Below are 19529 nucleotides of genomic sequence, written 5' to 3'. Positions count from 1 at the left end.
TAGGCATAGAACGAGTGTCCAATATTTGGTCATTTTTTAGTGTGAACTTTTAACGCGTGTGACCATTACCGGCGTGACTTCAGTGCCGTTGTTTCCCCAGCTGTTATATACATAGGTAAGTACATTGGCTACTTCCTCATCCGATAACGTTTGGGCAGTCATGACTGAATTATAGGTAGAGCCATTTACTGTGATTTCGCCTGATAAACCATGGAGAACTATCCCAATTGCTCTGTCTACATCTGCATTGAGAAAATCTGAATTGGCCAAGGGGGGGAATGCACTTGGAATTCCTTGTCCTTCAGCTTGATGGCAGGCCAGACAGGTTTGAGCATAAATCTGCTTGCCCAGATCAATTCGTTCGTCTAGAGAAGCAGCCGTTGGTTGAGCAGGGGCAGGACCCGCTCCCGGCATTTCTTGAATGGTTCCACCTTCAGGTTGATAAATGCCTTCCTGAATTGTTCCAGAATAAACTTTTGAGTTTTCACTTCCTTCTACTTTTAACATGCCAAGTGCTCCTTTGTTAAAAGCCCGGAAAATAGCGTGATCTACCAAAACCAGTGTCCCTGGTGCCTCGACTTCAAATTCCACCATTGCAGCTCCTCCCGGTGGTATATTTGTTGTCTGAACGTTGTGATTGACCAGATCTCCCCCTTCTACATGAACTCTGTCAAAGATTTCTCCAATGACATGAAAAGCTGAGGTAAGGTTTGGTCCACCGTTTCCAACAAAAAGACGGATTGTTTCGCCTACATTGGCTGTAAGCGCATCGTCTCCTACAAGTGCATGCGTGTTTCCGTTGAATACAACATAATCGGCATCTTCATCCACCGCTTTTTGCATATCAAATGGTTGTAGGCCTGGATCTCCATGATTGCCTTTGGTGTAAAAATCGCCCTGCATGACGTAGAACTCTTTATCTACCAACGGAAGACCTCCCGGTGGTTCAACTAAGATAAGTCCATACATACCATTGGCGATATGCATTCCTACTGGAGCAGTTGCACAGTGATAGACATATAGTCCCGGATTGAGGGTTTTGAAAGAAAAGGTGATTTCATGACCGGGTGCTACAAAGGAAGAGGTAGCTCCACCGCCTGGTCCTGTCACTGCATGGAGATCGATATTGTGCGGAAGCTTATTTTCAGGATGATTCTTGAGCGTAAATTCTACCTCATCACCCAATCGTGTTCGAATAAAGCTTCCAGGAACAGTACCTCCAAATGTCCAATAGATATAGGATACCCCATTGGCCATTTCCATTTCTTGTTCAAGGATCTCCATGTCAACGATGACTTTCCTTGCAGGCCTACTACCAATGGGTTTAGGTGCAAAGGGAGGACTTGTCAATTCGGCAATAATTTCACCTGTTGCCTCGATGTTTTCTGTGTCAGATTTTTCTTCATGCGAACTACCACATGCTACCAAAAGGAATAAAAATAGAATGGGTAGAGTCTTCGAGAATTCATAAAAATTTAGCTTTCTCATAAGTTTTATGTTTTAATGAAAGATTGAATACTAAGAATCGTTCTTGCAAAATACTCATAATTAGCGGCTTATCCTGATTTGATTTAAATGATTCTTGTCATGTATTGAATCTGGGATTTGAAGGAAGGTGTATTTTTCCAATTTTTGAATTGAATGATGAATTAAAAATGCACACAGTGTGTGCACAATTTAATTTCATTAATGTTTCTATAATAAGAAGGCAAAAAGTAACTATCAGATTTTTTAGACTAGTACTCAAAAATCCTAAATTCGTACGGTAAGTATCGTACGAATTGTATGAGGTGGAAATGAACTTCTACCCCTTTCAAATGGATTCCAAAATGACTAAAAGCCTCAAGGATAGCCTACGATAAACGAGTTAAAAGGAAATTTTAAAACCAGCAAAAGGAAAAGGCATCTTAAAATTCGTACACCTCGTACGGCTCGTACCCCTCGTACCCCTCGTACCGTACGAATTGTACGAGGTAGAAAAGTGATTCTAAATCATTCAAATTATTTCAATCCTGAGACAACTCAAATACTTTCAAATTAACAAGAAATTCAAAGGTTCATTTTCTAGATTTGACCCTAGCTAAAATAGGTTCGTTTTCTGATTTCACATCAAAAAGAAAAAAGATCATTCAAAAATTATAAACATAAAAAGTGTCTATACGGCTTATAAACACATGTTTTGAGAGGTTCGACATGGTTCAATTCAAATAAATTTTAAATTGTAAAAGCAAAATGAACCTGTCCCCCTTTTTGTCCCCCTTTTCTTATAAGTAACAGAAAATCAGGACAAGTTTGTAGCGCTGTTCCCGCTACAAAGCAATTAGTTGATCGTTTTACGGTCAACTTTTTGTGTTTTATAGGGTTTCTGGTGCAGGTTGTGGATTCAAGTTGATTCCATTTTACTCAGATAGTCCCAGGATTTGTCCCACTTTTTGTCCTCTTGAATATTGATCTTGCTAAGAGTCCCAAGACTTTTTCCATGCAGAAAACTCGGACGGCTTGATTCTATACCGCACAAAGTTCCCCTCATGTAGCCCGAGAAGTTCGGTTTCCACTACTTCAATGAAGTGCCCCTGATCAGGTTCATGCAGTTTTCGGGCATCTAATTTCACTTTATTGGATGCTTCTGCTTTGCCCGTTGTAGTTCTGACGATCTGGCCAACCACTTCTCGTATTTCTTCTCGGTATTTCATTCGGAAAGGATCCGGCTCGCCCAAAGATTGACGAATGGCCGCATACCTCAAGGCTGACCGCTCATAAGCCCACAGAAAAACGTCCTTGAATAATTCTAGGCGATTTAATTCATAAATCCCAAGCATTCCTTTGATATAGCTTACTTCCGGCACATCAATAAAGGAAAGAGGAGCAAGGTTGTGTCGGTTCAATGGAATATTGGCAGCCAATCTGGATACTCGCTTATTGACGTCATGAAAAGGTTGCAAGTAGGGAAGCTGAACCAGTATAAAAAAAGCTTGTTCAAATGGATTTTGGATTTGTTTTGCTTTTGCCAGGATTAAGTCAAAAGATTCTTCAATGAGTTGAGGAAACCCCAGAGGGGTGAATACCGAGTTTGTTATCCCTACGCCAAATGTCCTGAGCCTTCCTGAGGCAGCTGGATTGGGTAAAAGGTTGTTTGAAAGCAAGGCATGGAGATTGAGAAAGGTATAGAGATTGAAGCCCACTTCATCAGACGATTCTACCAAAAACTCGATAGCCTCCTTGTGGTTGAGAATCATCTGGGTTTCCATGGGGGATTTGTTCGAGGGGGTTTTTCCGTTATGGATTAACAGCTCTGTATCCAACAAGGAATAGGTGTTGCCTTCCAGTCTGCTTGAATTCCAAGAAAGGTCGATCATAAGGCGATTCAATATTTCTCTGGCGTAGGTGCCTGCTGGTTGTTCTCCATTCCTGGTATTTCCCCATTCAGCCAGTTTTTGTTTTTCTGATTCATTGAGAAGGCTGTCGATATTGGGACGGTAATTTTCCAATAAACTTCGTTCATGTCCGACAGGTTTTCGTTGTGCTACAGGACGTGAGACCAGGGCCCAAACTTCTTTGCCTTCTTGTGAAAGTGGGATTGATATTGACGATTCGTACTTCGTTTCGATTTTAGAAGGAAATGCAGCTTTATCCTTAATAAAATACCGAGTGGCATGCGATCCACCTTCAGTATAGATTAAATGGTCTTCTTTAAGTTTTTTTAGTCTTCTCTGCAGCGTGCGTTTCTCTATAGAAATAGGAAGCGCTTCATTTATCTCTTCGAGACTTGCTCCTTTGGGAAAAGACCGCAAAGCAAGCAAAATACTATCAAGCGTATTCGGAATATTCATGATACTAAATCATTTTTGCGACAATAATAGCGATTTATTGTCGCAAAAGTAAATTAGCGACAATAATTTGTCGTTAAAATGAAATATTGTCGTGAAAAAGCAACAGTAAAAATGGAAACAGTTAAGGCCTATAAAGTTGAACTACCGAGTTTAAATTCTGCACACATCGTGTGCACAAAGTGATAGATTAAATGTTCGACAATGTTTTACACCTATACAAAATCGTTGAAACTGAAAAAAGAAAAAGGAGGCGGACCTTACTCGCCCACTCATACCGTACGAATAATAGGAGGTGGAAATGAATTTCAAAATCATTCAAATGGATCCAATTCTCAAAACCGCCAAAACATTCAACTAGACAGAAATTTCAAAGTTTTCCTGCTTTTCACCTCATAAAGAAAAAAGATGATTCAAAAAGGATTTCTAAAAAAGACATTTTTACTTCACCAAGCTGGAATTAAGTGAATAGTGAATATTTAAGCTTAATTCATCCTCGCCAACTTATTATACTTATTTCTGTACTCGATTGGAGTGAGTCCGGTAATTTTTTTGAAGGTAGTTCGGAAGGCTTTGGTGTCAGTATATCCCACGTCAAACATGACTTCAGTAATGTTCTTCATGGTGGTTTCAAAGCTTCGCTTTGCAGCTTCTACTTTTACGCGTTGGATGTATTCAAGTACTGAGTTGTTGGTAACGCGCTTAAACCTACGCTCGAAACTTCTGCGCCCCACAGCGACTTCATCGGCCAGAACATCTACCGTAATGCGTTCTTCAATCTTCTTCTCGATATATTCCTGAGCTTTTCTTACAGCGTCGTCTTGATGGGTTTTTTGACCTTTAAAAATTGAGAATGCAGTTTGACTATCGCGGTCAATATCTATAGCAAAATACTTGGCTGTAAGAATTGCGATTTCCCTGTCTGCATATTTCTCTACCAAATGCAGCAATAAATTCCAGTAGGAATTTGCTCCGCCACTAGAGTATATGCCATTTTCTTCGGTCACAATCGTCCCGTCTTGTACCTCCACTTCAGGATAGAGCTCACGAAAAAGATTTGTAAATCCCCAATGGGTAGAACATTTTTTACCATCCAGCAGACCTGTAGCTGCCAGCAGAAATGCGCCTACGCAAAGCGATGCGATTTCGGTTCCTGATTCATATTGCTCCTTTATCCAAGGAATATAAGCCTTGTTAGCTTCTACAGCCGTTTTCATATCTCCAAAAAGTGCCGGGATCACCACCAAATCTGGTGAGGTGGCAGTAGGAAGAAGTTGATCTGGAAATACGGAATAGCGTTTGTCATTTAATTTGACCTCAGGATTTAAACCTACAAGTTCAACATGAAAAAGTGGCGCTCCTCCAGATCTGACTAGGAATTCATTGACAGCTGAGAAACAATACTGTGGGTCGGCAATAGCTTGCAAAACAGATTGTTCTGGAACTAGAATGGCAATATTTTTCATAAATTTAAGTTAGGATTTCCTGTCGCAATTTGACTTTCATTTGTCTGCTTTGTACCGGGTGACTGGTAGATGCATTCAATAAATTTGTTGAGTAAATTTTTAAAAACAAATCAGAAAACCATGACAACTACACAAAAAACCAAGATTACCGTTCAAGTGACTGTAAATGCACCTCTGGAAAAAGTTTGGAAATACTTTATTGAACCAAAACATATCATTCGCTGGAATAATGCATCATCTGATTGGCACACCACCAAAGCAGCTGTAGATCTTCAGCCCGGAGGGAGTTTCTCTTCCAGAATGGAAGCAAAAGACGGAAGTATGGGGTTTGATTTTGGCGGGGTTTACCAAGAGGTTGAAAAGCACTCCTATTACACCTACATCATGGATGACGAGCGTAAGGTAAAGGTCTCCTTCATGGAGGTTCCTGATGGGGTAGAAGTAGTGGAGGTTTTCGAAGCTGAAATGGAGAATTCAGTCCAAATGCAAAAAGATGGTTGGCAGGCTATTTTAAACAATTTCAAAACCTATGCAGAATCCGATACAAATTTGGTTACACTACATTATGAGATTTTGATCAAAAGTTCTCCAGCGGAAGTTTACTCAGCTATGCTCGAAAAGCCAACTTATGAGGAGTGGACAGATGTCTTTTCCCCAGGATCTACTTACTTAGGTAATTGGGAGGAGGGTAGTAAAATTCTTTTTGTTTCACAAGGAGAAGAAGGAAATCAAAATGGAATGGTGAGCAAGGTTGCTAAAAATATAGAGAATAAACATGTTGACATTGAGCATCTTGGTGTTTTGAAAGACGGTGTTGAAGTATTGGAAGGTGAAGAGATTGAAATGTGGAAGGGAGCACACGAGAAATATACTTTGGAGGCAAAGGGAGAGGATACACTTCTCTTAGTTGACCTGGACTCTACTATGGAAATGGATGATTTTTTCACGGAAGCTTGGCCAAAAGCCTTGAAAAAACTCAAAGAAATCTGTGAACGAAACGGATAGCAAAATGAAACTGCTTTTATTCTTTCACCAGCCTACCTCGATAGACTGTAAAATCCTCCTGCTCTTCTTCTCCAGTATGTTTTTTCATCCACCAAATATCTTCTCCAAGGACAACGAAATCATACGGGTTCATTTCTGGTAAGTTCACTGGGATAAGGTCACCATTCGGGGTCAGCACTACGGTTCGTTTTTTTATTTCTTCCGAAAGCGTCTTCTTCAATTCTTTGGAGGCATCTCCTGAAATTACCATTGCGATATCTGCCTTGTCTGCAGGAGTAGGCTTATAAGTGATCAGTAAGTCATCTCCATACTGTTCCAAATTAAGTATTTGCGAAGGAAAGGGGTTGACTTTATAGTCTGCAATTTTCGGGAAATCCACAGCTCCTTTTTCGTACCCTGTATTGGATACAAAGCCATCCAGATTCAATGTTTTTTTCTCTTTCAAAATCGGCTCATCCCCAGACCAATCATAGGTATAAAGAATGGGCTCGTTCTGAAATAGTAGATAAAGCACTTGCGTTTTTGGGTTGTAGGAGAAGACTGGCCTGAAATCACTGAAGTAAAATACATTTCCATTTAGAAATTGAGATCCTTCTGGGAATGGTAAAAAGGTTTGAGTTTCCTCTGTTTCAAGATCTGTCAAAATCAGATTTTTTCTGGCTTGGAGGTATTCTGGACCATATTCTTCAGGGGCTTCGTCGATTACATCGAGAGAATATAGCAAGTACTCCTTCCCGTTTTTTTCGATGACTTGATAGGATTTGAAAAGGGAAAAGGCCCCTCCTACACTCCATTGGTGCTGATAGATTCCAAAGTTCTGAACGATGTCGCCATTTTTCTTGAATACTTTCAGCCCATTCATGATGTCTAGGATTACAAGATTACCATTCTTATCTAGCTTAAAATTTCCTGCAGCCATAGATAAAGCTCCAGGTACATCACCAGTCTTATTCCATTGATCTATCGGATTTCCAGCTTTATCAAACACATAGACATCAGATGAGGCAGCATCTTTAAAGATAACATGAGCACTATCAGCTGTTTGAAACATGAAAGTTCTCACAAGAATGTCTTTTACAGTGACAGAGTCTAGTGTTTCCAGCCAATAGCTAGGTGGGTCATCTGTAGCGTTTTCAAATTGATTGTCCTTTGTCTGACAAGAAAAAATAACTAGGGCTAGAATAAAATAAAGTGATCTATTCTTCATGACTTCATGATAGTAGTTTTAAGACTACTAGTATAAGGAAAAATTAATCGATTACCTTAGGTCAATAACTTCTATCCCTGGATATTGCTTGGTATCAAAGACAAAATAAGAAGTCGGGAGATTAGCCTCAGGTTTTAGATTCTTGAACGTGTAAGAGAATACTCCTCCCTGACCGTCAAACATCTCCCAGCCAAGTAGATTTGAAGTGCTTTTATCGATCATCAATTTCACCTGTTCGAAAGGGGCGTTGTTTTTCTCAGCTTTTAACTCTACGATCTGCGCTGTTTTTCCTTGGAATTGCTTTTCATCGAGTAGCTTGTAGCTGTAGCCAGATTCGTAAAGTCTATAAATGTTCGAGGGAGTTAATTCACCTTCCATCTGGTCGGCATCATTGATAGTCACTTCTTTGTAATTATCAGATTGGATGTACGTCCAGACTGTTTTGCCATCGTTATAGATTTCCTGATCCGGGAGTTTCAGTCGGTATTGCTCGCCTTTCACCGCGATCTCACCTGACTGTCGATCTCCAGGGCCGGATTCGTCTTGGAAGGTGAAATCAAAATTTGCAGTGAAGCCATTCATGGCCTGAAACTTTTGGCTCATGGCATCCAAAACGGTTTTGGCTTTTGGATCTTTCTGAGCTGAAGCTTCAAAAGAGAATAATACGGCAAGAAAAAGGGTATAAACTAAGGCGATTTTTTTCATGTAAATGGGCTGTTTGAACCAATTGAACAGCTTTTACAGACTGTCCAATAACCGTTCCAAACTAGCTTCATCCTGAATAAGTACTTCGCGGGCTTTAGACCCTTCAAATGCGCCGACGATTCCTGCAGCTTCTAGCTGATCGATGATTCTTCCCGCGCGGTTGTAGCCTAATTTAAGCTTTCGTTGAATTAGAGAAGTACTTCCTTGCTGATGCATTACCAGAAGTCTGGCAGCGTCGTTGAAAAGTGGATCAAGGTCAGAGAAATCAACATCGCCCACTGAATTATCAGAATCTTCTCCTTCAAACTCAGGAAGTAAATAGGCATCTGAATAGCCTTTTTGCTCGCCAATCCAATCACAAATAGAATCCACTTCAGGAGTGTCCAAGAATGCACATTGAATTCGGGTTACTTCGGAACCATGAGATAAAAGCATGTCTCCCATACCGATCAACTGATCAGCTCCACCTGCATCTAGAATGGTACGGCTATCGATCTTGGAAGTCACGCGGAAAGAAAGTCTAGCTGGGAAATTCGCCTTGATAATACCCGTGATCACATTCACAGAAGGTCTTTGTGTAGCGACTACCAAATGAATACCAATGGCTCTAGCGAGCTGAGCTAGACGCGCTATTGGCCCTTCTATTTCTTTGCCTGCAGTCATCATCAAATCCGCTAACTCATCAATTACCAATACTATATATGGCATAAAGCGATGGCCTTTTTCCGGATTGAGTTTCCTAGCGATGAATTTGGCATTGTATTCCTTTAGGTTTCGAGCGCCAGCATCCTTCAGAAGATTGTATCGATTATCCATCTCGATACACAGGGAATTCAGCGTGTAAATTACCTTTTTGGTATCGGTGATAATAGCCTCTTCCGCTCCAGGTAGTTTCGCCAGAAAATGTCTTTCGATCTTATTGAAAAGGGTTAATTCTACCTTTTTCGGATCGACGAGTACAAACTTCAGTTGGGATGGATGCTTCTTGTAAATCAAGGAAGCCAAGATCATATTCAAGCCTACTGACTTCCCTTGACCAGTCGCCCCAGCCATCAATAAGTGAGGCATTTTTGCCAGATCAACCACAAAGACTTCGTTGGAAATAGTCTTTCCAAGTGCGATAGGAAGATCTTTATCTGAACGCATGAATTTCTCTGTGCCCAAGACTGCCCGAGCTGGAACCAACTCTCTGTTTTTGTTTGGCACTTCTATACCGATAGTTCCTTTACCAGGAATTGGGGCAATAATTCTAATTCCTAATGCCGCTAAGCTCAAGGCAATATCATCTTCCAAATTCTTGATTTTGGAGATTTTTACACCTGGTTCAGGTACAATTTCATATAACGTAACAGTCGGTCCAATAGTCGCTTTGATCTCCTGAATTCCAATCTTGAAGTTTTCAAGTGTCTCTACGATTTTATTTTTATTGTCCTCAAGTTCCTGACGGCTTACGGTTACTTTTTGGACATCGTATTCATTTAGCAAGTCCAGCGTAGGGTACTTGTAATGTGGAAGGTCCAGTGTTGGATCATATGCATCCAGATTCTCAACTTCCTCAGCAGTTTTCTCTTCTCCAGAGGGTTTTACCACGGAGAAACTTTTTTCTTCTACCTTATTCTCAGTTTCTCGCTCTACGACGGGATCTAGAATATTCAGTTGAGGGACATCAAAAACGATCTCCTCCTTTTTCGGCTTGGGTTTCGACTCAGGCTGCAGCTCAATAGGTTCATCTGCCTTATCTTCTTTGACAACCCAAGAACTTCCATCGTCATCAATTTCCTCTTCATCTTCGATCTCTTCATCGTCTTTGAATGGGTTTTTCACGGAAGGCGCAGCACCCGTAGCAGGATCCAGCTCATCTTCTTCTAATTCAGAATCCGAAGCTTTGCTACTAAACCAGTCTAATTTGTCAATATCAAAAAAGAAGATCACGAATATGAGCATAGATCCGCCCAGCAAAATGAACGTGCCCCAGCTCAGGAAATCTGCAGAAAGTTTTGCCAGTTCATAGCCAAAACCGCCTGAAAGGAAGCTCCAGTAGGAGTATCCTTCAATTAAAATAACCACATATCCTGTTAGTAATCCCAGCCAGAAAGTGAAGAAAAGTGCAAAGGTGGTGTAGCGGGTAAGTGAGACAAGTGAGATCTTGAAAGCCCACTTAAATCCTAATAAAAACAGAAATGGAGGAAATAGAAATGCTGCGACACCAAACCAACGATATATCATCCAATTGCCTGCTTGAGCACCAAGATACCCAAGCCAATTGGTGGATTCACGGGCTGTTTGTCTGATCGCTTCATCAGGATTGTTCATGACCAAACTCTGATCCGCTGGACCATTCAGCAGATAGCTGATAAAGGCGATGAATAGAAAAATTGCTGTTGACATCAGAAAAATGCCTAATGTCAATACAAGCTTGGTGGAGTTGAACTTACCAAATGAGAAGCTCGGCGCTTTGAAGCTTGATCCTTTCTTTTTGGTGGGTTCTCCCTTTTTTCTAAAAGTATTGGTCCTTGGTGAATTGGTGGCCATGTATGCGATTCAAATCCGATTTAAGATAAGATTAATGAAATTAGATTGACAAATTAGTGCGAAAAATGAGCCAATAATCCTTTTTTAATCTTTTTGATCAACCCAGGTCCCTCATAAATCATGCCCGAGTACACCTGAATTAAGCTAGCCCCAGCTTCGAGTTTTTCTATTGCGTCTTCGGCTGAATAGATTCCGCCCACTCCTATGATAGGAAATGCTTTATTCGACTTGTCGGATAGGTACCGAATGACTTCGGTACTTCTTTTTGCCAAAACTTTTCCACTTACTCCGCCAGCACCGATGGCTTGGACTTCAGCTTCTGAAGTGGTCAATTGCGAACGGTCGATAGTTGTGTTGGTCGCGATTACTCCATCGATTTTGGTTTCCTGTACAATTTCGATGATATCGTCTAATTGTCCATCTGTTAGGTCCGGAGCAATTTTTAGCAAGATGGGTTTTGGCTTAGACTTCAGGTCATTGGCATTTTTTACTGCTTGCAGCAAGGCTTTGAGTGGCTCTTTTTCCTGCAAATCACGGAGATTTGGAGTGTTTGGCGAGCTTACATTTACGACGAAATAATCCACGTGATCGTGCAAGGCTTCCAGACAAATCAAATAATCATCTACCGCGTTTTCGTTTGGAGTGACTTTGTTTTTGCCAATATTCCCACCTACCAAAACATTGGACTTTCTTTTTTTCAAACGCTCTACGGCTTCAAACACTCCTCCATTATTGAACCCCATGCGATTGATAAGTGATTCGTCCTGTGGAAGTCGAAACATGCGAGGCAGAGGATTTCCTTCTTGAGGTTTTGGAGTCAAGGTTCCTATTTCAATAAAACCAAACCCAAGCATAGCCATTTCATCGATAACCTTAGCGTCCTTGTCAAAACCTGCCGCCAAGCCAACTGGATTCTTGAATTTTAATCCAAAAACCTCACACTCAAGTCTTTTGTCTTCCAGTTTGAAAGTGGATTCCACGATCGAACCAATTATTGGAAGATTGAAGCCGAAGCGTGTCAAATCCACGGTAAAGTGGTGAGCATCTTCAGGTTTCTTAAGGAAAAAGAGTGGCTTGAGTAGGGATTTGTACACGGGATTTGGATTGGGGTTCGTGAGGCAAAGATACCTTTTTATAAAATTTGACGATTGGAAAAGTAGAATCAATTTTTTTTTACCGCAAAGTTCGCAGAGAAGGACGCGGAGGTCACAATAATATTTTGTTTACAATCAGCCCGTAGGTAAGAAAAGGAGCAATGAAAGTGCAAGTATTTGCTTTACTATTACCAATAAAAAAGGCTACTGGATTACTCCAATAGCCTTTGTGTGGTCATAGAATTAACTGAATTATCTCTCAGTTCTAGTGTTTGTGCCATCTACTTTTGGCTTATTTTCTCTGTTGGCTACATCCCAAACCGTATGGAAAATCAATCGCGCTCTTTTCTCCATTAGCGGGAATTCGATTTTATCGACCGTATCAGTTACCTGGTGATAATCATCGTGCACACCATTGAAGAAGAATGCAACAGGGATATTATGCTTAGCAAAGTTGTAATGATCTGATCTGTAATAGAATCTGTTTGGATCGTCCTCAGCATCATATCTGTAATCCAGGATCAAGTCAGAATAAGTAATGTTGTTGTATTCCAGGATCTTTTTCAAATCCGTAGAAAGCATTTCAGAACCAATTACATATACGAAATCAGTGTTTTCGGCATCCTGATATTCGTAGTCGATTCGGCCTACCATATCGATGTTGAAATTGGTCACGGTGTTTTCCAATGGGAAGATTGGGTGTTCTGAATAGTACTCAGATCCCAGTAGGCCCTTCTCTTCGCCTGTTACATTTAGGAAAAGGATAGATCTTCTTGGTTTGATTCCGTCTTTAGCTGCAGCAGCAAATGCCTCAGCGATTTCAGTTACAGACACAGTCCCTGATCCATCATCGTCAGCACCATTGAACACTTCGCCGGTGCTGCTCACACCTACGTGATCGTAGTGCGAGGAAATCACTACCAATTCGTCTTTTTTATCAGTTCCTTCCAGGTAACCCATCACATTGGAACTCTCTATGTCTTCTACTACCTTCTCGATTTGGTAAGTAGCTTTTTGAGACTTGATAGACTCAGGTTTTGTTTTTGCAGCTTCTTTCAAATCCTCCACAGGAGTGTTGAATAACTCGGCCATTTTATCAGAGCTAACCATGAAAACTGGCTTTTGCTCCACTTCTTTTGGGAAACCAACTCTTCCTTTTCCGGCTAAGCTTTTGTAACGATTGGCGATACGGTCAAAGTTTGCCTGACCTTCCATGCTTACAATCACAATTCCTGCTGCTCCTGCATCCATTACTTGAGTTAGAAGATCATTTGATCTTACACCTACAGCCCAGATGCCGACTAGTTTGTCTTTTACGTCAACTTTAGCAAGATTTTCTTCAGACACTAAACCAAGGAAAACCAAGTCAGTCTTAGCCGCTTTTTTCATGTCCCCATCGCCGATGAAAACGAAGTCCTCATTATTGACAAGTTTGTTTTTACCAACTTTCAAAGAAACTTCTCCGAAAGAAGCGCTAACCAACTCTACTGGCTGCAAGTAACTTCCATCAACTGGCCCTGCCAATCCGATTTTCTTGTAGAAATCAGCTAGGTAATTTGCAGCTACTTTTTGTTCTTCAGAACCTGTGTCCCTGCCTTTCATTTCGTCAGAAGCTAGGTAAGTAAGACGCTCTTTCAGGTCTCCAGCGGTGATGGTGTTGGCGTATTTCACCTGTGCAGGTGCCTGTGCCAACGACGGAAGAGCTAGGCCAAGAGCCATTGCGCCCGTCAATAACAGACTTTTATTCATTTGATTATAGTTAGGTTTTTTTCTGATTATAAATAGAAATGGCTTTAGGATCGCTTCACAAATGTGAGGTTAGTAAAGGTCTGATTTCAATCTATTTGCATTTCAGGCGCTAAACTAGAGAAATTTTCTGCCCTACAATAAACCGTTTATAAATTTTGATCGAACAAAAAGGAAATATCTAGGTTCTTGAAAGCATTATCTTTCAATAAATTGTACCTTTGCACCTTGAAAAATCAGCAGATTTCAAGCCCAAATAGTTTATCGTCTTAACGTTCTTATATGAAGATCAATCTTTCTAATGCTGTCAAATTTGAGAGCAGACACAATGGCCCGACAGATGCAGAGATCACAGCGATGCTGGAGAAAATCGGAGCTTCAACTTTAGAGGAATTAATCAACCAAACCGTACCTAAGTCTATCCAGCTGGAGCGCCCGTTGGATCTTCCGGCTGCGAAGTTGGAATCAGAGTTTTTGAAGGATTTCAAAAAACTTGCTTCTAAAAACAAAGTATTCAAGTCATTCATAGGCTTGGGATATTATGACACATTAGTGCCTGGAGTGATTTTGAGGAACGTACTTGAAAATCCAGGATGGTACACTGCTTACACTCCTTATCAGGCAGAAATCGCTCAAGGACGATTGGAAGCTTTGATCAATTTCCAGACTGTAGTGATGGAATTGACTGGAATGGAATTGGCTAATGCATCTCTTCTAGACGAAGGAACTGCAGCTGCTGAAGCGATGAACATGCTTTTTGCGGTTAAACCAAGAGAGAAAAAGAATGCGACAAAATTCTTTGTTGACGAAAAAGTATTCCCTCAGACCAAAGCTGTACTTGAAACTAGGGCTGAGCCAGTAGGAATAGAGTTGGTTTTCGGATCTATTGATTCGTTAGACCTGACTGATGAAAATCTATATGGGGTATTGTTCCAATATCCGGATGCTGACGGCGAAGCACGTGATTATTCTGCGCTAGTTGCTGCTGCCAAAGAAAATAATGTGACTACTGCATTTGCAGCTGATCTTTTGGCTTTGACATTATTGACTGCCCCTGGTGAAATGGGAGCTGATGTGGTAGTTGGATCTTCTCAAAGATTTGGAGTGCCAATGGGTTATGGTGGGCCTCACGCTGGTTTCTTCGCTACGAAAGAGGCTTACAAGCGTCAGATTCCAGGAAGAATTATTGGTGTTTCTCAGGATCGTGAAGGAAACAAAGCATACAGAATGGCTTTGCAGACACGTGAGCAGCATATCAAAAGAGAAAAAGCAACTTCAAATATTTGTACAGCACAGGTGCTATTGGCTGTCATGGCTAGTTTCTATGCAGTCTATCACGGGCCTAAAGGCTTGAAAAATATTGCCCTAAGAACTCATGGTCTTGCAAAACTAACTGCGAAGGCTCTTGGACAATTGGGTTATGAAGTTCCTTCCAAGAATTACTTTGATACGATCAAGGTAAAGATTGAGTCAAAATCGCTTAATGCGATTCAGTCCTTGGCACTTTCTTCAGAAATGAATTTCCGTTACGATTACGACACGGTGTTTTTGTCTTTTGATGAGGCTAAGACCTTAGAAGATATTGCTGCAGTTGTTGAGGTTTTTGCGAAAGCAAAAGGCGTGGAAGCTCCAGATCTTTCTGCGTTGGCTTCTGAGATCGAATTAGTGTTACCAGAAGGACTGGTGAGAAAATCAGAATATTTGACTCACCCGGTATTCAACGATTACCAGAGTGAGCACGAGATGCTTCGTTACATCAAGCGATTGGAGAACAAAGATTTGTCATTGGTACATTCCATGATTTCTTTGGGTTCCTGTACGATGAAGTTGAACGCTACAGCGGAAATGATCCCAGTTACTTGGCCTGAGTTCGGACAGATGCACCCATTTGCTCCAACCGATCAGACTGCTGGTTACCAAGAGCTTTTTGCAAACTTGAGACACTGGTTAAATGAGATTACTGGTTTCGCAGACACTTCCCTTCAGCCAAATTCTGGTGCGCAGGGTGAGTTTGCTGGCCTAATGGTAATCCGTGCCTATCACCAAAGCAGAGGCGATTACCATAGAAATGTAGCCTTGATCCCAACTTCCGCTCACGGTACAAACCCTGCTTCCGCTGTTATGGCTGGAATGAAAGTGGTTTTGGTGAAGTGTGACGAAAAAGGAAATATCGACATCGAAGACCTTAGAGAAAAAGCAACTGCTCATGCAAAAGATTTGTCATCCCTACTGGTGACTTATCCATCAACTCACGGTGTATTTGAGGTAGCTATTCAGGAAATCTGTGAAATCATTCACGAAAACGGTGGACAGGTTTATATGGATGGAGCAAATATGAACGCTCAGGTTGGTTTGACTAGTCCAGGTAGAATTGGAGCTGACGTTTGTCACTTGAATCTTCATAAAACATTCTGTATTCCTCACGGTGGCGGTGGACCTGGCATGGGCCCGATCTGCGTCGCAAGTCATTTGGCACCATTCCTTCCTGGTAATCCTGTGGTAAAAGCAGGTGGAGAGCAAGCTGTTTCTTCGATTTCTGCTGCTCCATACGGTAGCGCGAGCATTTTGCCAATCTCTTATGCTTACATCGCGATGATGGGTGGAAATGGTTTGAAAAATGCGACGAAAATGGCAATCCTAAACGCGAACTATATCAAGGAAAGATTGAAAGATCATTTCCCTATTCTTTACACTGGAACTCAAGGAAGAGCGGCGCACGAGATGATAGTGGATTGCAGAGCTTTCAAAGAAGTGGGTGTAGAAGTGGAAGATATCGCGAAGCGCTTGATGGATTATGGATACCATGCACCTACAGTTTCATTCCCAGTAGCGGGTACTTTGATGATCGAGCCTACGGAGTCGGAGACTAAAGCTGAATTGGATAAGTTCTGTGATGCCTTACTTTCTATCCGTGCTGAGATCCAGGAGATCGAAGATGGAGTGGCTGATAAAGTGGAGAATGTATTGAAAAATGCACCTCACACTGCAATGATGGTTCTGACCGATGATTGGAATCTGCCTTACTCTAGAGAGAAAGCTGTTTATCCTCTTGAATATGTGAAAGCAAATAAATTCTGGCCAACTGTGCGTAGGATTGATTCTGCTTTCGGTGATAGAAACTTGATCTGTAGCTGTATTCCTGTGGAGGCTTACGCTAGCGAAGAAGCTTAATTAGCTTCGAAGTATAAAAGTTAAGGGCTGCCGATTTGGTAGCCCTTTTTTTCGTTTTAACCGCTGAGTACACAAAGGAAGCGCGGAATACACAGCTGTCAGACCGAGCGATGGGGAAGCTAAGTTTAAAGTCTTATTCTGATTTTACATCATCGGAATCTCATCATCTTTGGAAAGCTGAATTTCCAATCCGCCAGTTTTTGACGCAACAAAATTATAAACCACTGCACCCAATGCTCCTACAATAAAACCTATAATTCCATACATAATGGGGAAAACAATTACCATTATTATCCCTATGCCTCCTGCTCCAGCGATAGGGAAATCATCTATAAGCCCAGAGAATGCAGATAGGAATAATGCATAGAATATACCGAGTACAAAGCCAAGAATACCAAGAGTCAATCCATAGATTTTGGCAGCAGAAGCCACTCCGATTTTTTCAATTTTTACCATAAGTTTAAAAGTTAGTGTGAAAATAATAGCTTAAACTATTTAAAATATAGACATAAAAAAAGCACACCCGAAAGTGTGCCTGCAATTTTTATTTTGAAAACCTAGACGTTGACGTGTCTTTCAGCATGGTAAGATGATCTCACAAGCGGCCCTGATTCCACATACTTCAATCCTCTAGCCAATCCTTCTTCTCTGTATTCTGCAAAGAGATCAGGGTGAATAAATTCGGCTACTTCGATATGCATTTTGGTAGGCTGAAGGTATTGTCCTAAAGTAAGGATATCACAACCATGCTCGGCTAGATCGTCCATAGCTTTGAAGACTTCTTCTTTTTTCTCTCCCAATCCAAGCATAATACCAGTTTTGGTTCTTTTACCGTACGCTTTGGTCAATTTGGTCTGCTCTAGAGAACGTGCATATTTTGCCTGTGGACGAACTCTTCTGTAAAGGCTTTCCACAGTTTCCATGTTATGGGAAACTACTTCCTGCCCTCCTGAAATCATTCTATATAGTGCATCCCAGTTTGATTTTACATCTGGAATAAGTGTCTCAATTGTGGTGGCAGGAGAAAGTTCTTTAGTTTGAATCACGGTCTGATACCAGATCTCAGCACCTTTATCTTTCAATTCATCACGGTTCACAGAAGTCAAAACGGCATGTTTTACGCCCATGAGTTTGATAGCTTCGGCTACTCTTCTTGGCTCATCGGTATCATACTCCGGCGGTCGGCCAGTGGCTACAGCACAAAATGAACAAGAACGCGTACACACATTTCCCAAAATCATAAAGGTAGCCGTACCAGCTCCCCAGCATTCGCCCATGTTTGGGCAATTGCCGCTTTCACAAATCGTGTGAAGCTTATGCTCATCTACCAGCTTGCGGACTTTGGCATATTCTTTTCCCACAGGAAGTTTTACTCTCAGCCAATCTGGCTTTTTTCGGCGAGTTGCTTCTTCGGAAATTACAGGTAATTCGATCATTGATTTCTGATTTGATGCAAAGGTAAGTCAGCAGCGGGCAAAACCCAAGTTGACTTACTGTCTGAACCCGTAGAAAAAGGTGAAATAGACCGATTGGAACAACTGACGATTTTCTGTGGTCGGGATCAGCGGGATTTCTTTGGTAAAACCCTCCAGCATGTATCCAAGTTCCAATCCTGTTGCATTTGAGCGGAAAACCCCAAATTCAAAGTTAATGGCAGCTTTCAAGTTAGCCCCGAAGGCAAATTCAGACTGTCCTAGCCCTTCGAATAATCGTCCAGTGCCTAAAATATTGAATCGGCTTTGATGGACTTCTGGGTCATATTGTTCACGAACAGTTTCTACTCTATTGAGTGCATATTCTATATAGTAAGGAGCGATTAAGCCAAAGGTTGGGCCTACTGCAGCCAAAGCAGATACCTGAACTCCTTGATTAGGGGCTTTTTTGAAAAGTATGATTTCTCTACCGTACTGAGGCCTGATTGAATAGAGGTAGTTAGATTTTCCAAAGATATAGCTGTTGCCTAAGACGGTGTTATAACGGGTTTCTTTTGGGTTTTTGACATTGGAAAACTCTAGTGCCCAGAAACTAAACTGGGTGTCGTCGATACGTGTTCCTGCTTTGAAAACAAAACCACCAATTAATCCTCCATTGGTATTCTTGTTGATGCCAAACATGTATTCCTTATCGTAATCGTAATTGCCAATGTCATCTCTTTGTGCAAAAGATTCAAAGGAAAATGAAAGTATTAGCAGCGGTAAAATGAATTTCAGTTTGTTCATTCGAATTGGTCGAAAATATAGCCCTATTTTTGGGTGTAAGTATTTTAACTGATTTTAAAAATAAGAGTTTATGCCCACTATAAAAAGTTCATATTTAGGGAATTTGAGAACTGAGTCTGAGCACCTTCAGTCTGGCACCCAAATCCTTACTGACGCTCCTGTTGATAATAATGGGAAAGGTGAGAAGTTTTCTCCTACTGACCTGGTTGCTAGCGCATTAGGGAGTTGCATGGTGACTATAATGGGAATTGTAGCAAATAGAGATTCTGTATCTTTAGAAGGTTTGACCTGGGAAGTGACCAAAATAATGCAGGCCTCTCCCCGGAAAATAAGTGAAATCATTGTTGATTTCCATTGGGAAAATCCGATAAGTGACACCGCTATGATCCAGAAATTAAAAAATGCGGCAAAGACCTGTCCTGTAGCGTTAAGCTTGGATCCAGCGATTAAACAGACGTTGAAGTTTGATTTCTAATTAAAATAGTCTGGATCAAAAGCTACCTAGGTTTAGTTAAACTCTAAGAATTAAGGTACACCGATCTTCGGTCACCCGGCTT

15 protein-coding genes are annotated in these 19529 nt (G+C 41.2%); 4 read left to right on the top strand and 11 right to left on the bottom strand.

Features of this window, described 5'->3' with window-relative positions; translation table 11 throughout:
- Positions 1-36: 36 nt before the first annotated feature.
- The 3 genes from nirK to BM386_RS06405 form a co-directional block, all read right to left on the bottom strand.
- Positions 37-1488: a copper-containing nitrite reductase gene (gene nirK, locus BM386_RS06420; protein WP_091692245.1), complete on the bottom strand. Its 1452-nt coding sequence runs from the start codon at positions 1486-1488 to the stop codon at positions 37-39.
- Between the two features lie 968 nt (positions 1489-2456).
- Entirely contained in the window at positions 2457-3830 is a 1374-nt protein-coding gene (locus tag BM386_RS06415; protein ID WP_091692244.1) for a Fic family protein, read from the bottom strand.
- A 482-nt stretch (positions 3831-4312) separates the two neighbouring features.
- A complete protein-coding gene (locus tag BM386_RS06405; protein ID WP_091692242.1) occupies positions 4313-5293 on the bottom strand; it encodes a GlxA family transcriptional regulator in 981 nt (326 codons plus the stop codon).
- A gap of 120 nt (positions 5294-5413) precedes the next feature.
- Between BM386_RS06405 and BM386_RS24035 the strand changes: the two genes are divergently transcribed.
- On the top strand, positions 5414-6298 hold the full coding sequence (locus tag BM386_RS24035) for an SRPBCC family protein (RefSeq protein WP_091692852.1): 885 nt from the start codon (positions 5414-5416) through the stop codon (positions 6296-6298).
- A gap of 16 nt (positions 6299-6314) precedes the next feature.
- Here the strand turns inward: BM386_RS24035 and BM386_RS06395 are convergent, their stop codons facing one another.
- The 3 genes from BM386_RS06395 to BM386_RS06385 are packed head-to-tail and all read right to left on the bottom strand — an operon-like array spanning position 6315 to position 10598.
- Positions 6315-7505 (bottom strand): hypothetical protein, encoded by a 1191-nt coding sequence (locus BM386_RS06395; RefSeq protein WP_091692241.1) that lies wholly within the window; start codon positions 7503-7505, stop codon positions 6315-6317.
- A gap of 51 nt (positions 7506-7556) precedes the next feature.
- On the bottom strand, positions 7557-8210 hold the full coding sequence (lolA1, locus tag BM386_RS06390) for an outer membrane lipoprotein periplasmic chaperone LolA1 (protein WP_091692240.1): 654 nt from the start codon (positions 8208-8210) through the stop codon (positions 7557-7559).
- A 33-nt stretch (positions 8211-8243) separates the two neighbouring features.
- The gene (locus BM386_RS06385; RefSeq protein WP_244545468.1) at positions 8244-10598 is read right to left on the bottom strand and encodes an FtsK/SpoIIIE family DNA translocase; all 2355 of its coding nucleotides are present in this window, start codon (positions 10596-10598) and stop codon (positions 8244-8246) included.
- Between BM386_RS06385 and BM386_RS23900 the strand changes: the two genes are divergently transcribed.
- On the top strand, positions 10573-10791 hold the full coding sequence (locus BM386_RS23900; protein WP_244545467.1) for a hypothetical protein: 219 nt from the start codon (positions 10573-10575) through the stop codon (positions 10789-10791). The genes BM386_RS06385 and BM386_RS23900 overlap by 26 nt on opposite strands.
- A gap of 4 nt (positions 10792-10795) precedes the next feature.
- On the opposite strand, the gene BM386_RS06380 is transcribed toward BM386_RS23900, so the two are convergent.
- Positions 10796-11836 carry a quinone-dependent dihydroorotate dehydrogenase gene (locus tag BM386_RS06380; RefSeq protein ID WP_091692238.1) on the bottom strand — a complete coding sequence of 347 codons (1041 nt, stop codon included), beginning with the start codon at positions 11834-11836 and terminating at the stop codon, positions 10796-10798.
- A 252-nt stretch (positions 11837-12088) separates the two neighbouring features.
- Positions 12089-13585 carry a M28 family peptidase gene (locus BM386_RS06375; protein WP_091692237.1) on the bottom strand — a complete coding sequence of 499 codons (1497 nt, stop codon included), beginning with the start codon at positions 13583-13585 and terminating at the stop codon, positions 12089-12091.
- 279 nt (positions 13586-13864) lie between these two features.
- Between BM386_RS06375 and gcvP the strand changes: the two genes are divergently transcribed.
- Complete coding sequence (gcvP, locus tag BM386_RS06370) at positions 13865-16753, top strand: aminomethyl-transferring glycine dehydrogenase (RefSeq protein WP_091692236.1); 2889 nt, start codon at positions 13865-13867, stop codon at positions 16751-16753.
- Positions 16754-16897: 144 nt separating this feature from the next.
- Here gcvP and BM386_RS06365 read toward each other — a convergent pair whose 3' ends face one another.
- From BM386_RS06365 to BM386_RS06355, 3 genes are all read right to left on the bottom strand, one after another.
- Positions 16898-17209 carry a hypothetical protein gene (locus BM386_RS06365; RefSeq protein ID WP_091692235.1) on the bottom strand — a complete coding sequence of 104 codons (312 nt, stop codon included), beginning with the start codon at positions 17207-17209 and terminating at the stop codon, positions 16898-16900.
- A gap of 101 nt (positions 17210-17310) precedes the next feature.
- Positions 17311-18189, bottom strand: coding sequence for a lipoyl synthase (gene lipA, locus BM386_RS06360; RefSeq protein ID WP_091692234.1), 879 nt, complete (start codon positions 18187-18189; stop codon positions 17311-17313).
- Positions 18190-18243: 54 nt separating this feature from the next.
- The gene (locus BM386_RS06355; RefSeq protein WP_091692233.1) at positions 18244-18972 is read right to left on the bottom strand and encodes a hypothetical protein; all 729 of its coding nucleotides are present in this window, start codon (positions 18970-18972) and stop codon (positions 18244-18246) included.
- Positions 18973-19042: 70 nt separating this feature from the next.
- Between BM386_RS06355 and BM386_RS06350 the strand changes: the two genes are divergently transcribed.
- Positions 19043-19447, top strand: coding sequence for an OsmC family protein (locus BM386_RS06350; RefSeq protein ID WP_091692232.1), 405 nt, complete (start codon positions 19043-19045; stop codon positions 19445-19447).
- Positions 19448-19529 lie beyond the last annotated feature (82 nt).

It is taken from the genome of Algoriphagus locisalis, from assembly GCF_900116615.1.
GTDB lineage: Bacteria > Bacteroidota > Bacteroidia > Cytophagales > Cyclobacteriaceae > Algoriphagus > Algoriphagus locisalis.
The sequence above is the reverse complement of the archived record's forward strand: the minus strand, read 5'-3'. Positions and strand labels throughout refer to the sequence as shown.